The 15,100-nt window shown below is 43.6% G+C and carries 17 protein-coding genes and 1 tRNA gene; 11 read left to right on the top strand and 7 right to left on the bottom strand.

Annotated features, from left to right (window positions below):
* Positions 1–5: 5 nt before the first annotated feature.
* The 6 genes from B2746_RS12215 to B2746_RS12190 all read left to right on the top strand — a co-directional run bounded on the left by B2746_RS12215 (position 6) and on the right by B2746_RS12190 (position 6,105).
* Positions 6–1,088: a Gfo/Idh/MocA family oxidoreductase gene (locus B2746_RS12215; RefSeq protein ID WP_290794175.1), complete on the top strand. Its 1,083-nt coding sequence runs from the start codon at positions 6–8 to the stop codon at positions 1,086–1,088.
* Positions 1,089–1,202: 114 nt separating this feature from the next.
* Entirely contained in the window at positions 1,203–1,982 is a 780-nt protein-coding gene (locus tag B2746_RS12210) for an outer membrane beta-barrel protein (protein WP_290794172.1), read from the top strand.
* An 89-nt stretch (positions 1,983–2,071) separates the two neighbouring features.
* Positions 2,072–3,292 (top strand): GTPase HflX, encoded by a 1,221-nt coding sequence (hflX, locus tag B2746_RS12205; RefSeq protein WP_290794168.1) that lies wholly within the window; start codon positions 2,072–2,074, stop codon positions 3,290–3,292.
* Positions 3,293–3,304: 12 nt separating this feature from the next.
* The gene (locus tag B2746_RS12200) at positions 3,305–3,637 is read left to right on the top strand and encodes a Rieske (2Fe-2S) protein (RefSeq protein WP_290794166.1); all 333 of its coding nucleotides are present in this window, start codon (positions 3,305–3,307) and stop codon (positions 3,635–3,637) included.
* A 126-nt stretch (positions 3,638–3,763) separates the two neighbouring features.
* Complete coding sequence (locus tag B2746_RS12195; protein ID WP_290794164.1) at positions 3,764–4,399, top strand: phosphatase PAP2 family protein; 636 nt, start codon at positions 3,764–3,766, stop codon at positions 4,397–4,399.
* 23 nt (positions 4,400–4,422) lie between these two features.
* Positions 4,423–6,105 (top strand): ArnT family glycosyltransferase, encoded by a 1,683-nt coding sequence (locus tag B2746_RS12190; RefSeq protein WP_290794161.1) that lies wholly within the window; start codon positions 4,423–4,425, stop codon positions 6,103–6,105.
* A 2-nt stretch (positions 6,106–6,107) separates the two neighbouring features.
* Here the strand turns inward: B2746_RS12190 and B2746_RS12185 are convergent, their stop codons facing one another.
* Positions 6,108–7,166 carry a zinc-binding alcohol dehydrogenase family protein gene (locus B2746_RS12185; RefSeq protein WP_290794158.1) on the bottom strand — a complete coding sequence of 353 codons (1,059 nt, stop codon included), beginning with the start codon at positions 7,164–7,166 and terminating at the stop codon, positions 6,108–6,110.
* Between the two features lie 192 nt (positions 7,167–7,358).
* Between B2746_RS12185 and B2746_RS12180 the strand changes: the two genes are divergently transcribed.
* Positions 7,359–7,432, top strand: a tRNA-Asn gene (locus B2746_RS12180).
* A 341-nt stretch (positions 7,433–7,773) separates the two neighbouring features.
* Here B2746_RS12180 and B2746_RS12175 read toward each other — a convergent pair.
* From B2746_RS12175 to B2746_RS12155, 5 genes are all read right to left on the bottom strand, one after another.
* The gene (locus B2746_RS12175; RefSeq protein WP_290794155.1) at positions 7,774–8,283 is read right to left on the bottom strand and encodes a HEPN domain-containing protein; all 510 of its coding nucleotides are present in this window, start codon (positions 8,281–8,283) and stop codon (positions 7,774–7,776) included.
* A 48-nt stretch (positions 8,284–8,331) separates the two neighbouring features.
* Positions 8,332–8,799 carry a type II toxin-antitoxin system death-on-curing family toxin gene (locus B2746_RS12170; protein WP_290794152.1) on the bottom strand — a complete coding sequence of 156 codons (468 nt, stop codon included), beginning with the start codon at positions 8,797–8,799 and terminating at the stop codon, positions 8,332–8,334.
* A 1-nt stretch (position 8,800) separates the two neighbouring features.
* Entirely contained in the window at positions 8,801–9,832 is a 1,032-nt protein-coding gene (locus tag B2746_RS12165) for a DNA-binding protein (RefSeq protein WP_290794150.1), read from the bottom strand.
* 65 nt (positions 9,833–9,897) lie between these two features.
* On the bottom strand, positions 9,898–10,992 hold the full coding sequence (locus B2746_RS12160) for a tyrosine-type recombinase/integrase (RefSeq protein ID WP_290794148.1): 1,095 nt from the start codon (positions 10,990–10,992) through the stop codon (positions 9,898–9,900).
* Between the two features lie 27 nt (positions 10,993–11,019).
* Positions 11,020–11,226 carry a hypothetical protein gene (locus B2746_RS12155; RefSeq protein ID WP_290794145.1) on the bottom strand — a complete coding sequence of 69 codons (207 nt, stop codon included), beginning with the start codon at positions 11,224–11,226 and terminating at the stop codon, positions 11,020–11,022.
* A 379-nt stretch (positions 11,227–11,605) separates the two neighbouring features.
* Here B2746_RS12155 and B2746_RS12150 point away from each other — a divergent pair, with 379 nt between their 5' ends.
* The 3 genes from B2746_RS12150 to B2746_RS12140 all read left to right on the top strand — a co-directional run bounded on the left by B2746_RS12150 (position 11,606) and on the right by B2746_RS12140 (position 13,862).
* On the top strand, positions 11,606–12,727 hold the full coding sequence (locus B2746_RS12150; RefSeq protein WP_290794142.1) for a Fic family protein: 1,122 nt from the start codon (positions 11,606–11,608) through the stop codon (positions 12,725–12,727).
* A 143-nt stretch (positions 12,728–12,870) separates the two neighbouring features.
* Positions 12,871–13,248 (top strand): DoxX family protein, encoded by a 378-nt coding sequence (locus B2746_RS12145; protein ID WP_290794139.1) that lies wholly within the window; start codon positions 12,871–12,873, stop codon positions 13,246–13,248.
* Between the two features lie 41 nt (positions 13,249–13,289).
* Complete coding sequence (locus B2746_RS12140) at positions 13,290–13,862, top strand: GNAT family N-acetyltransferase (RefSeq protein WP_290794136.1); 573 nt, start codon at positions 13,290–13,292, stop codon at positions 13,860–13,862.
* A gap of 27 nt (positions 13,863–13,889) precedes the next feature.
* Here B2746_RS12140 and B2746_RS12135 read toward each other — a convergent pair whose 3' ends face one another.
* Positions 13,890–14,333, bottom strand: coding sequence for a PepSY-like domain-containing protein (locus B2746_RS12135; RefSeq protein ID WP_290794133.1), 444 nt, complete (start codon positions 14,331–14,333; stop codon positions 13,890–13,892).
* Positions 14,334–14,507: 174 nt separating this feature from the next.
* On the opposite strand from B2746_RS12135, the gene B2746_RS12130 reads away from it, so the two are divergent.
* Positions 14,508–15,044, top strand: a complete 537-nt coding sequence (locus B2746_RS12130) for a type 1 glutamine amidotransferase domain-containing protein (protein ID WP_290794130.1) — start codon at positions 14,508–14,510, stop codon at positions 15,042–15,044.
* The last annotated feature ends 56 nt before the right edge of the window (positions 15,045–15,100 follow it).

Here is a 15,100-nt window from a genome sequence, read left to right as displayed (position 1 = left end):
CAAAAATGCTATCTCTTTCGAATGAAGGACGTATTTTAGCAGGTATGAGAGTAATCAATACAGGCATCTGCTCCTTTGGTATGAGCGGAAAATTATTTCATGCACCATTTATAGATAATCATCCGGGATATGAACTAACGGCCATCGTTGAACGCCATAACCAGGATTCAAGAGGATTGTATGATCATAGTAAACTGGTTCGATCATTTGAAGGACTTCTTTCGGATGACAGTATTGAATTGATCGTAGTGAATACACCCACTCAAACGCATTATGATTTTACCCGTCTGGCACTGGAAGCAGGCAAACATGTGGTGGTTGAAAAACCGGTTACCACCAATGCGGAAGAAGCGGTTCAGCTGGATCTGTTGGCCAAAGAGCGGAACCTTCATTTGATTGTTTATCAGAACCGACGTTATGATGGTGATTATCGCGCCATTAAGGAAGTGGTGGATAAGGGATGGCTGGGTGAGATCAGGGAAGTTGAATTCCGGTATGATCGGTATCGCACCGAGCCAAGTGGAAAAGCGCATAAAGAAAAGAATTTACCTGGTGCAGGTGTATTGCATGATTTAGGATCACATCTTACAGATCAGACATTGCAATTATTCGGATGGCCTCAGGCGGTGTATGCAGATATTATGACGTTAAGAGATCAGGTAGAGAGTAATGATTATTTCGAAATGCTGCTATTTTATCCGCGCATGCGGGTGCGTTTGAAAGCAACCGTCGTAGCCCGCGAAACCGTTCCGGCTTTCGTTTTACAGGGAATGAACGGAACTTTTATCCAGGAACGTTCTGATTTGCAGGAAACCGAATTACTAAAAGGAACGATTCCGAGCGTGGGCGCCTGGTGCCCGGCCCCAGCCAAACCGGATGGATTGCTGCATACTCTCATCGATGGGAAACTGGTTCGTAAGGAAACCCGATCCACCCCGGGCAATTATATGGGTTTTTATGATGACGTATATAATACCATTGTGAAGGGAGCGCCGAATCCGGTACCGGTAACGGATGCAATTAAAACCATGACCATCCTGGATGCCGCTCAGCTCAGTCACAAAGAAAAAAGAGTGGTGTCTGTCTGATCATTTACCTGCACAAGCGGAAAAGCCCTATTTTTGCGGTTTTTAATAACATTAACAACGTGAAGGGAGGGCTCATGCAGCCCAACCGATAGATTTGCGCTTTATCAACCGAATATGAGAAAACTTACCGCCGTCCTGTCTGCCATCCTTTTGACCCTGGCTGTTCAGGCCCAGACAGATAGCAGTGCTACACCCGCTACCCAACCTGCTGCAAAAGCAAGTGAAAAGGCCGCCAAACCCAAAAAAGACTGGAGCAAAGTGAAACTGGCCAATCGGGCAAATGATCATTTCATGTTTCAGGTTGGTTATGATACCTGGAGTCAGGTGCCGGATTCTATTCGACTAACCGGACTTGGACGTCACCTGAATATTTACCTGATGATGGATTTCCCCTTTAAAGTAGATCCCCGTTTCAGCGTGGGAATTGGTGTGGGGATCGGTTCCAGCAATGTATTTTTTGACAAACACAAAGTAGATATCGCAGGTTCCAGTCCGACCCTTGCTTTCCGTAACCTTGCGGATACCAATCATTTCAAAAAATACAAACTGGTGAATGTTTGGGCGGAGATTCCGGTGGAATTGCGTTTTGCCGCTAATCCGGAAAACACCAATAAGAGCTGGAAATTTGCATTGGGTGCGAAAGTTGGTACTATGGTGAATGCCCATACCAAAGGCAAAAATTTTCAGACCAAATCCGGCAGCGCCATCAATAATTATACGGAGAAAATTAACTCCAGACGATATTTCAACAGTCTGAGACTGGCAGCCACTGCACGAATCAGTTATGGCCCATTCGGACTTTATGGCGCCTATCAGATCAATACCCTGATCAAGGATAACCAGGGCCCGCCGGTACATCCGGTTTCAATTGGCTTAACGATCAGTGGATTATAAAGAGATTTTGGGTTTAGTAAAGCGGGTCAGGTGGCCCGCTTTTTTTATGCTAATTTTGCCGACCTGAGAAACATACAATTGAAGATAATTTGATAGAGAAAAAACAGATAGCAGAAAACGAACGGACCGTATTGGTAGGTGTGATCCAAAAAGACCAGACCGATCAGCAGGTGCGTGAATACCTCGATGAACTCGCTTTCCTGGCAGAAACGGCCGGTGCCGAAGCAGTTCGCAGATTTACCCAAAAACTGGCACATCCCGATTCCAAAACCTTTGTAGGCAAGGGAAAGCTGGAAGAAATAAAGGACTATATAAGCGGGCGGGATATCAATCTGGTCATTTTTGATGATGAACTTACCGGCTCGCAGATTACCAATATTGAAAAGGCCCTTGGTGTGAAAACGATTGATCGCTCCGATCTGATCCTGGATATTTTTGCCCGACGCGCCAAAACCGCACAGGCTAAAACCCAGGTGGAACTGGCACAATACCAGTATTTACTACCCCGCCTCAAAGGGATGTGGAAACACCTGGAACGGCAGGGAGGTGGTATCGGTACCCGTGGACCGGGTGAAACCGAAATTGAAACGGATCGCCGGATTGTAAAGGAAAAAATCGCCCTCTTACGGAGACGTTTAAGCGAAATTGACAAACAGTCGTTTACACAACGAAAAGACCGGGGAGAATTTATAAGGGTGGCATTGGTTGGTTATACGAATGTGGGGAAAAGCACCATCATGAACCTGCTCAGCAAGAGTGAGGTGTTCGCCGAGAATAAATTATTCGCCACACTGGATACCACCACGCGTAAAGTGGTGTTTGATACCACGCCGTTTTTACTGAGCGATACGGTTGGGTTCATCCGTAAGCTGCCGCACCATCTGGTGGAAAGTTTTAAAAGCACCCTGGATGAAGTACGGGAAGCTGATATTCTCCTGCATGTAGTGGATCTTTCACATGCGCAATACGAGGACCAGTTCAATGTAGTAAACAAGACCCTGCAGGAATTGAAAGTGACCGAAAAACCGATGATCACGATCTTCAACAAGCTGGATCAATACGAGAAAAACACCTTTGACGACTGGCTGGAGCCGGAGGTTAAAACCCAGATTCTGGAAGAAGTAAGAGAGCGATGGGAAAATTTAACGCTCGGCAACTGTGTGTTTATTTCCGCAATTGAACGCCGCAATCTGGAAGGATTGCGGGCTACTATTTTGAATAAAGTGCGGCAGATGTACCGCGAACGGTACCCCTACAAAACCGAATTCTTCGGCAGTTTTGAGCAGAACGAAGAAGGCTTCGACCAATAGGCGCCAGCAAGAATGAATAACCTGAGATCTTATAATTGGGTGCGAATAGCCGGCTCTTCCTCCGAGCTGGTTTTTGGCACCAATCAGATTGCTTTAGCTGAGCTGGATGGCCGACCAATTTGTATTGGCCGTTTTAAGGATCGCTTATTTGCCTTTGCGTATAAATGTCCCCATGCCAGCGGCTTGCTTTCCGATGGCTTTATTGATGCCCTGGGGAATGTAGTCTGCCCACTGCACCGATATCGATTCAACATCTCCACCGGATATAATGTTTCCGGCGAAGGTTACCGCCTCCGCCGCTGGCCCGTGGAAGACCGCCCCGATGGCCTCTACATCGGCTGCTGAACTTTTTTCACCCGCCGGGTGCCACCGGTCGGGTGGCACCCGGCGGGTGAAAAGGGGAATTCTAACTCAATTCTAATTCAGATTTAAAACTTTGGTAATGCTGGCATTGTAGTTTAATAATATGGGATGATCAATTTCGTTACGCAAACTACACACATGAGCTGGACCGAAGAACTCATTCAATTTGATTACACTTTATTCAGGTTGATTCAGGATGCAGGGGTATCGAATTTCATGGATCATTTTATGCTGGGTATGCGGGAAGCCAAACTCTGGATCCCGTTTTATGCATTTATGTTGTATTGGATCTGGAAAAATGCACCCTCCAAAATGTTGGTATTTATAGCCTTAACAATCGCCAGTTTTGGTTTGGCGGATTTTTCAAGTGCTTCCATTTTCAAACCGTTTTTCGCTCGTGAGCGGCCCTGTTATGAGGATGAACTGGAAGGCATGGTTCGCTCCCTGGTAGGTTGCGGCGGCAAATATGGATTCCCCTCCTCCCATGCCAGCAACCATTTTGCGTTAGCTTCCTTTTGGTATTGGGCCATCTACCTGATTAAAGGCCAGCGCTGGTATGGGCTTTTTGTATGGGCCTTTTTGATTGGATATGCCCAGGTCTATGTGGGCAAACATTACCCCATCGATATTCTGGGTGGGGGATTATTGGGTATATTTATTGGAACTGCGATGGCCAAATTGTTTGAATTCTGGGATAACCGCCGGAAAAGAATGGCCCATCCCGATACGGTTTCCCTACCCTGATTTTTCATCCTGAATTTCCGTCCATGACCCAAGCAAAACAGCCGGCCCTCTGGCGCAATTGGTTTATTGCCCTCACTGCCGGCGGTATCCTCGTTAATCTTTTAGGATTACATAACAGCATATTGGAGCCGGATGGCGCGCTTTATGCCAGCATCGCCAAAACCATGGTACAAACAGGCGACTGGATCAACCTGATCGCCCACAACCGCAACTGGCTCGACAAGCCTCATTTCCCTTTCTGGATGACGGCGATCAGTTATTCACTCTTTGGAATCAATGAAATCGCCTATAAAATTCCGGCACTTGTTTTCTGGGCGCTGGGGGGATGGTATACCTTTCTGATTGCCCGCCGCCTGTATACCGAACAGGTTGCGCAGGTAGCCCTCCTGATTTACCTGACCGCCCTTCACCTCGTCATCTCAAACAATGATGTCCGCGCTGAACCCTATCTCACCGGCCTGCTCGCCGGCTGCGTGTACTATTGGCACCCGACCGGTGGCACCCGCCGGGTGGCACCGGTCGGGTGGGCTGGAGCATTGTTCCTGGCGGCGGCGATTATGACCAAGGGGATTTTTCTGCTGATTCCGGTGGCAGGCGGATTTGTGTTGCACTGGTGGCTCAACGGACAACTGAAAACGGAACTCTTAAGAGCGCGCTGGTGGATTGCACTGGGATTAACCGGCCTGTTTATCCTGCCGGAACTGATCTGCCTCTACCTTCAGTTCGATCAGCACCCGGAGAAATTGATTTTTGGACGCACCGGCGTATCGGGTATCCGGTTTTTCTTCTGGGACAGCCAATTCGGGCGGTTTCTCAATACCGGCCCCATCAAAGGCAAAGGCGATCCCTTTTTCTTTCTGCATACTTTATTGTGGGCTTTTTTACCCTGGTCGATCTTATTATATACAAGTTTAGGCAACCGGTTACGCGCTTTGTATCGTCGGGAAAAAGGAGAATGGGTGCTGCCAGGAATTTCCCTGCTTTGCTTTTTATTATTTTCCGCTTCGCGTTTTCAGTTGCCGCATTACATGAATATCGTGTTTCCTTTTTTCGCCATTTTAACAGCCAACTGGTTACTGAAACAGGATGAAAACAGTCGGATAATTCGCATATTCAGCTCCATTCAATTTGGAATTTCCCTGCTCTTGTTAATCGGGTGCATGGGTTTATGGGCATTGATGTATCCATCCAATTTTCGTCCCCTTGTGTATGTTCTGGCTATGGCAATTGGCTGGTGGATACTTTGGAAACGCGCTCCCAAATTTGGCTTCGGGAAACTGCAGCAACTTATCCTTACAACCAGCCTGGCGGCGATTGCTCTCTACGGTTTTTTAAATTTATATTTTTATCCGGCTTTGCTGCAGTATCAGTCGGGTGAAAAGGCAGCGGGCTGGCTGAATCTAAATCGTCCGGGTGAAACTGTCTATACGATCAACCCTCCTTCCTATTCGCTGGATTTTTATTCGCATGGGCCTGTTCGTTATGCTGAACGGAAAGAATTGTCCGCTTTTACAAAAGATAGTTCGATTTTAGTCTACACATCCCGTCAGCAACTCGATACACTTCAACAGGAAGGTGCCCGCATTCAGGTAATCGACAGCTTTCCGCATTATCATATCTCCAAATTAAAGATCGGATTTTTACTGCCCGATAAGCGCCCCAGGTACCTCCAATATCGCTACCTGTTGGAAGCGGGAGGTAAATGAAATCAGCCTTCCATCTCCACCATTGCTTTAATTACTCCGGTTGTTGGATTCAGCAAGGAAGGAAATTCATCAGCCAGTTTACTGAATGGAATCCGGTGTGTGATATAGGTAGCCGGATTGATTTTGTTAACCTGCAGCGATTCAATTACCCATTCAAAATCTTCGCGCGTGGCATTTCGGCTACTCATCAGCGTTGATTCGCGTTTATGAAATTCTGGATGGGAAAAGGAGAAGGCCTGCTTTTGCAAACCAACCAAAACATACCTGCCGCCATGTGCCAGGTAATCGATGCCTTTTTCGATGGCACCAAGGTAACCGGTAGCATCAAACACAGCAGTGGGCATATCGCCATTGGTGATGGCTTTCAATTTTTCAACGGGATCTTCCTTTGCCGGGTTGATGGTATATTCAATTCCCAATTGCCGCCGGCAAAATTCAAGTCGCGCCGGGTTGATATCCTGTGCTATAATCTGTGCGCCGGATAATCGCGCCATTTCCATAAGTCCCAGTCCAATTGGTCCGGCACCCATTACCAGAACAAATTCACCTTCTTTCAGACCAGCGCGCCGTACGGCATGTGCACCAATAGCAAGGGGCTCAACTAGGGCGAGTTGATCGGGCCCCAATCCTTTTCCGCTGACAAGAGAACGGATGGGCACGTGGATATAATTCCGAAGCCCGCCGTCGATGTGTACACCGAAAACTTTAATTGCGGTGCAGCAATTGGGTTTTCCGTTGCGGCAGGCAATACAGGTACCACAATTGAAATAGGGAATAAGGGTAACCAGTTCACCGGGTTTAAAATCGGTGTTTACACCCTCCTGTTGCTTCTCCAGTTCAACAATTTCCGCGCAAATTTCATGGCCAAGTATGCGGGGGTATTGAAAAAAGGGCTGGGTTCCTTCAAAGGCGTGGAGGTCGGTTCCGCAAATGCCGACCTGTTTTACGCGAAGTAGGGCTGCAGGACCACTAAACAAATCAGCTGAAGACGGGCTGATTTCCAGGTTCTCCTGCCGATAATCAAACTGTCCGGGTTGGGTGCAAACAAGTGTTGTATTCATCCTATCTAATTGATATGCAAACTACTTAGAATATGGGGTCAGACTTTTTGGAAATTGCCGATTGGTGGGTAAAAAATGACAGGAACTGACAAATTGAGGGTGAAAATTCCCTTTAAAAATTTTGTACCAATGCAAAAATCCCTATTTTTGCACTCCCCAAACGGGAAACCGGTCCGGTTTAAAAGGGCAACTTCCTCCTTAGCTCAGTTGGTTAGAGCATCTGACTGTTAATCAGAGGGTCGCTGGTTCGAGTCCAGCAGGGGGAGCTTGGTTATCAAACATTTAATAGGTCACTTCGGTGACCTATTTTATTTTTTGCCAACAATTTGCCAGCAAGGGTGGTCGAAGAGCTTGTCGTTATCTAAGTTAACTTATTTTTTACGATAGTCGTGTACGCAAGACGTTCAACAAAGCAAAGAACAATTAAATATTATCTTATTCCCGCTCCCGCTTCTGATAATATTTCGTGGATGCGCTTAACTTTCCCGGTAAGTGTTATTATTTCATCATTGGTAATCTTGTAATCTTCTTTATAACGCGTATCTATATATGCTTTTTGCAGCAGCGCGAACAAACGTTTTTCCTGTTCTGTTTGTCGGGGAAATAGTTATGATAGTTGATAAGATACCAGGCTACCATACCGGAGCAGCCGGTCAATACTGTGAGTATTGGCATGATATCCGGTCCCCACTTTGAGCAATGTTCTCAAAGCCTGTTCAGCCGACTGGTGTAGCATAAACGCCGCCATTTTGTGCTGTTTGCGTATGCGGTATAATTCTGAACCTGCCAGAAATTCTTTGGCCTTAGTTAGTCCTTCTTCCCACTGTTTGGTCGATTCATTGCTATTGTTTTTTTCATTTGGCTCCCATATTACTTCCCGACCAATGCTGCCAGCATCATAAAGAACAGGAGCTTGTTGCCATGTAACCATTGCAAACGGAAGCCCTCGTTGCAGCCACTCTACAAACGTAGACGTTTGTAATACCAGCGTAGTAACAGGCATAATGTCTTCGTTAGGAAATGTACCTAGCAACAACTTATTTGCGCCATCAGGAATAAAGAAATTCCATGGATGTATTTCCTGTGTATAAGCGTTTCTTGTAACACTTGACTGCATAACTGGAAGTTACTATTGCTCAATAATGTTGCTATTGTTATAAACCGCTTAATACGGGCCATCCCCCAATGCCCCAGTATGGTCGGCCGTACCTATTGCATCCAGAATTTTTATTTTTAACTCCTCACAAAATTCAGGCTCATTTACAATCGATGTTATTATTTCCTGTAACAACTCTTTGTCAACTCTATTATCTGCAACATGTACAGCAATATTCTCCATTTCAATGATAAATCTCGAAACCAAGAAGTCAAGCCCGTTTATTTCTAAAAAGTAGGCGCCCAAGGCAATACTTGTTCTTTTATTGCCATCTGTGAATGCGTGGCTTTTGTTGACCGAAAAAACCAGGTGCGTAATCTTGCATTCGAAATCTGGATAGTAATCGTCATTCTGGATATGTTCAAGAATACTGGATATTAAATCAATATCCCTTTCGCCATGATGGCCACCAGATTCTTCAATAATAAACGCATGAGTTCTACGCGCATGGGCTAAGTCAAAGTACTGTAAAGCCATACTAACGATCTTTTAAACGTTTGAATACATCTATATTCTCTTTGAGTCGTTCTTCTAATGCCATACTTCTTTCACCTAGAAACTTGTCAAATTCTTCGGCGTTTAAATGTGTGATGTAGTTCTTCAGCTTCTCATGTAATGCATCTCTAAATGCCATGTCCCTACTAGCCATGAGGCTGCGTGCCTTTTCGATCAGAGGTGTTAATAAAGGATTGTTGGACTCAGCGAATGAAGTGAATAAAATATTTGCCTCTGATAAACGAAGTCTTCTTCCCAATTTCTCCTTCTCTTTTGATAGCAAATCCGCGAATCCATTTTCGTAGCCAGCTATTAAGTCAAGAACTTCACTATACATAGTTGCACGAACACTTTCCTTAGCCTTCAAATTCAAAATCTGTCTGTATTCTTTGGCATTTTCTTTAAAAATTGCTTTATATATTTTATCAGTAAGTTGCGCATATTTAAATTTGCTAGGTTCAATACATACGTCTAATGCATTTGTAAAGCTTTGCCTGTAATTATACTCTCTGATTGCACTCGATACAAATTCCTCCTCCCTTTGATTAATATATTTAGTATTACCGCCGGTTTTTTTATTTAGGACGTCAATAACAATATCTAGTATCAATGCCCGAAGGAGTCTTGCGTTTTCGCTTTCGGTAAGCAGCATTCCAATATTAAGGAAGGCTTTAAATGTAAACACTGCTAAACTTGCTGCGAACTTATCAATCCCAAGCTCTGGAAGGTCGGCGACATTAATGTCGCCGACCTTCTGTAATTTGAACGTTCTCAATGAGTTATATTGAAGCACTTCATACCCATTCTCCACTATTTCACTTAAATTATTCTCAATAAGTCTTTCGATTGTGCGTTCATCTACCTGAAAAAAATCTACAAGCTGCTTCTTGGTAAACCTGTATTTTCCATCAAACATGATTCCCGGTACGGCAACCTCTTTGTAGAGTTCAGTTAATGCTAATCTGTTATTCAGAATGTTTTTCCGGTGAACGCTGCTATTAGTTAAATCATTCATAACAACCTATTTACTACTTTTCCAACTATTGCAGGAACATTTACAATAATAAAAAATATACTCCATTAAATCTTAAAAGCAGTGAGACGGCTGGCGTACTCTTTCTTTATTGTTTTCCCAAAACTATCAAGGTAGCTCTCCGTCGTTTTAATACTGGTATGACCAAGCGATTCCTGGATATACTCCGTGCTGACGCCCGACCGCTTCATGATCGTAGAGAAAGTGTGCCTGGCAACATAAGTAGAAACACTTTTCTCAATACCCAGCTTTTTCCCAATCTTTCGCATCCAGTCATTGATAGCCTGGACAAACAATTCACACAACTCTACCTGCCGCAAAGGAGTAGCATTATGCTCAATCCATGGGAAAATGTAATTCTCCGGGCGCTTATCTTTATTCTCCCAGTAGTTAATAATCCGCTGCATATCCTCCGAAATAAATACCGTGATGGGGCGGGGATCAAGTCTTGTAGAGTTCACTGTGTTGGCCCGCTCGAAAACGAGATAATCACCGTCGATATTCCTGTATTTAAGATGCATGATATCAGTAGGATTGATTCCATTCGCCAGGTAAGAAAACAACCAAAAGTCCTTCGCCTTCCGTTCCCGCTCATTTTCGGGCTGATAATAATATATCTTAATCACATCCTCCAGCGTCAGCGCTTTTTTGATATTCCAGGAAGATAGCGGTTGATAAAGCCTCCGGCCAAATGGATAACAGTTCTCCCGCTTAATGATTCCCTGGAAAATGGCCTCATTAAAGGCGGCACGCAGGCAACGGGTGTAAATACCGACTGTAGTCGTAGAATATTCATGCTCCAGCATCCAGGCCTCGAAACGCTTCAGATAGATAACATAAATATCAACGAACCGTACATTACCGCTGAAGCGGGGGAGAATATTGTACGTTGTCTGGTAAAGGACAGCCGTCCGGATGCGGTGCTCGTTCAAAAGTTTGCTGATATAAAATAGGAATACCGCCAAGATCGTGTCTGGCTCGGGCTTAGGCAACCGGAAAATAGGGAAGCGTTTATCATACATCACCTTGTTGAAAGGGTGGTTATCAAGTTCAGCTACCCCTTTGATCGCCTTCCGCTGGTGAAAAGAGGGATTGTTTAGGATGAACGCTTTCTCGAAACCTTCAAACGTGAATGGCTGCAATCCTGCCGCAGCTTCCTCGGCATTACACTACAATTGCTTGAGGGTTTCTTGCATCTTTTTCAGGCACTCTGATTTTTGCCTAGAGGACAAAGCCTTGAATTCTTCCTCGATCAAGTCGTAAACCGTCTGATAGCGGCGAGGTTTGCGATTAAAAATTGCCAGCAGCTTCACCGGTAACTTTCCCGTTTTTTTAGCCCGGCGAGTGTCCAGGCTGATTGAAATACTCAATAACATCTTGACTAAATTTTCAGGTTCACAATGGCTCTCCGACCTCCAAAATTTGCCAACAATTTGCCAGCAAAGTCCCGTTAAAGTGCCTTTAGAGGGCTTCAACCAAATTAGCCAAAAAACAATAAACGATTGATATTTAAACAGTTAAGTTAATCCAAGTTAACCCTGATTTGACCTGATTAAGACATTTTCGCAGCTGTTAATCAGAGGGTCGCTGGTTCGAGTCCAGCAGGGGGAGTCAGCTCTTTTTTAATCGTCGGTACAAATAATAATGACAACTAACATCTATTTTAGTTTGCTTTCATAGACCAAAAGCAACTATCTTTGATTTTAGTATCTTTTAAACACGAAAAGCAAACTAATTTTTAATTCTGCCTCATTTATGTCAATTGGACAAATTTTACAAAATACAGGAGGGTATAAAAGCTTTGTTCCTGCATCATTCCCAACGGAAGAAATATTGCACTTATCCCCGGAAATAATAGCCAAAGCAGCGACAGCTGAAAGGTTAATTGGAAAGTTGGACGGCATCACACACACGTTACCTTATGCAAATTTTTTTATTTCAATGTATATTCTAAAAGACGCCACTTATTCGGCTCAGATAGAAGGTACCAAGGCCACCATGATGGATGCGCTGGAGCTGGAGGCCGGATTTCAGAGCCATGAAACAGACGCTGACGATATATTATTTTACATAAAGGCCCTTAATTATGGAATTGCCCGATTAACCGATTTTCCTATTTCACTGCGTTTTATAAGAGAACTACACAAAGAGCTCATGACAAACGCACGTTCGTCCCATTTTTCTGATCCAGGCGAATTTAGGCGTTCACAAAATTGGATTGGCGGAACAAATTTGCAAAATGCAGCTTATGTTCCTCCGACAACTGAAGATATGCAGAAAGCTCTGACTGATTTGGGGGTATTTATCCATAGGACAGATATCATTCCTATCGTTCATGCGGCACTTACTCATGCGCAATTTGAAACAATTCACCCGTTTCTTGATGGAAATGGAAGAACAGGAAGATTAATAATTTCACTTTTTCTATATCAGAGACAAATCCTGGAAAAACCTGTATTATTTCTTTCGAGTTATTTCAAAAAACACCAACAGTTGTATTATCAAAAATTAGATGGTTACCATAACAATCAGGTGAACGAATGGCTTAATTTCTTTTTAGATGCTGTCATCGAAACAGCTAATGAAAGTATCGAAACTTCAAAAAAAATCACTTCGTTAATTGAAACTGATATGAGAAAAATCCAGGCGCTTGGAAAGCGAGAAGCAACCAGTGGGGTTGTATTGCTGCAAAGCCTCTTTAAAACGCCATTGGTTACCTCTGCTTCAGCCGCCAGGATTATGAAATATACCAGAACCGGTGCTCAAAAAGTAATAGATCGATTTATTGAACTGGATATCTTACAACCCAGGAGTGAAACTGAAAAATATGGGAAAACATTTTTCTACAAAAAATATGTAGACATCTTCAACAACTAGATCACGGTTTATACCAGACAGAATAAAGACTACGCAAAATTAATCTGGCAGAATTCACCCCCCAACTTGTCGTTTTCATACAACACCTGCCTTTCTTTTTCATTGCATCTTTGACCTATCAACATAACTCAAAAAACAGTCAAATGAAAAAGAACAAACTTATTTTCTGGATAGCAACAAGTATTATTCTGTTATGGGAAGGCCTGATGCCTCTGGGCACTTTATTATTTGCTCCCGAATTTGCCACTGCCGGTACCAAGCCATTGGGCTATCCTGATTATTTTGCTTATGTATTAATTATCTGCAAAATACTGGGGGTTATTGCCATTACCGTACAAAGTACGCCAGATAAAATCAAAGAATGGGCCTATGCAGGATTAACCTTTAATCTGATCTTCGCAACAATCAGCCATGCGGTAGTTGATGGCAATATTGAATATATAATTATGCCTATAGTAGTATTATTAATACTGGCTGTATCTTATGTTTATAAAAATAAAATTAAATCCCAAATGGTTTAAACAACCAACTACTCTATACGTACCCGGCCTATCTTTGTTTTATGAACAAAGCCAGTTCAGCGGACAAAGAGTTGATTATTGATATTCTTTTCAAAAGCTTCCGGGAAAACAAGAGCATTCATTTCTTACTTGGAAAAAACGCAACTAGGCCCGAACTGATCAGGAAACTGATGGCATATTCGGTTGATTATTGCACCCTCTTTGGTGAAGTCTATTTAAGTGAAGACAGGAAGGCCTGCGCCTTACTTCTATTCCCCGAAAAGAAAAAAACCACGATTCATTCTATACTGCTTGACCTGCGCCTTGCCATTTCAGTTATCGGCATCACCCATCTGAAAAAGACCCTGGATAGGGAAGCGCGTATAAAAAAAATACACCCCTCCACACCTTTTATTTATCTCTGGTTTATTGGAGTGGACCCTGCTGAACAGGGTAAAGGTATTGGTACGCGTTTGTTGAAGAAAATATTGGAAGAAGCACTGCAGAAGGGAAGACCCGTTTATCTGGAAACTTCCACGAAGAAAAATATCCCCTGGTATGAAAGCCATGGATTTACTATATATGCCTCTTTAAACTTTGGATATGAATTGTATTGTATGAAAAAAGGGGCTTAACGCCCCTTTTTAAAATCCATCACTAAATCAATTGCCTGATTTGTCTTTAACAAGTTGTCCGTCTGCAGAATACATCAGTTTTGTTTTGGGTTCGCCAGTAAGCTTAACCATATAACTGGTTACTCCACCCTTTTCGATTTTATATATTTCTTCAATTTTCCGGCCATTGTGAGAACTGCTTACTGCCGAGCTGATTGCACCCGGTAATTCAGTTTCTTTAATTTCAACTCCCTTTGAAGTCAGGTTGCCATCTTTATCGAAGGAAGCCATGTGCTTCAATTCATTGCTTTTAAAATGAACTTTATAGGTGCCATCTTTCATCATCCATTCGGCCCCGCTGGCACCCGCAAACTGAGATTTAAAACTGGTTTGAATTCCGGCTGGAAGATCCTTCTCCTGAACAGTTTCCTGCGCACTAAGTCCCAGTGCCATTCCAGTCACCAGGAATAGGGTAAATAATTGCTTTTTCATAAATAATCGTTTTATGTAGGTATGCAATAATTCAGCCACCAGAGATATAATCGGGACAGGCGTGTAAAAACACCCCGAATGGAGGAACCACTACGTTCAAGATCTTCGAAACTCCGGGCGGCACAATTCTTTTACCAGATAAAAGAATCAATAAACATTTTAAAACTTATTCTCATGGACAAGAAAATTGCGATCCTGGCTACCCACGGATTTGAAGAAAGTGAATTAAAGTCGCCAAAGGAGCATATGGAAAAGCAGGGGTGGACGGTACACATAGTAAGTCCGGAAATGGATCCCATCAAAGCATGGGCAAAAACCGGATGGGGCGGTGAGTATAAAGTAGATACGCAGTTAAATCAGGTGTCTGCTTCCGATTATGACGCACTGGTACTGCCAGGCGGTGTTATCAATCCGGATCAATTACGCACCAATAAAGACGCGTTGAATTTTGTGAGAGGCTTTTTCGATCAAAATAAACCGGTTGCAGCCATTTGTCACGGGCCTCAGGTTTTGATCAATGCGCAGGTGGTTAATGGACGTACCCTTACTTCAGTAGCTGCCATCAAAATAGATCTGAAAAACGCCGGTGCAAAATGGCTGGATGAAGAAGTGGTAGTAGACAATGGGCTGGTTACCAGTCGTACTCCCGAAGATCTTCCGGCATTCAATAAGAAATTGGTAGAAGAAATCAAAGAAGGTATACACGCATGACAGGCGGTATTCTCAAACACAAAAAAGCCACTCAAAAAGTGGCTTTTTTTCTACGG

Source organism: Flavihumibacter sp. UBA7668 (assembly GCF_002483205.1).
In the GTDB taxonomy this organism is placed as follows: Bacteria; Bacteroidota; Bacteroidia; order Chitinophagales; family Chitinophagaceae; genus Flavihumibacter.
Note: the sequence above shows the minus strand (reverse complement) of the source record. Positions and strands in the feature narration are given on the sequence as shown.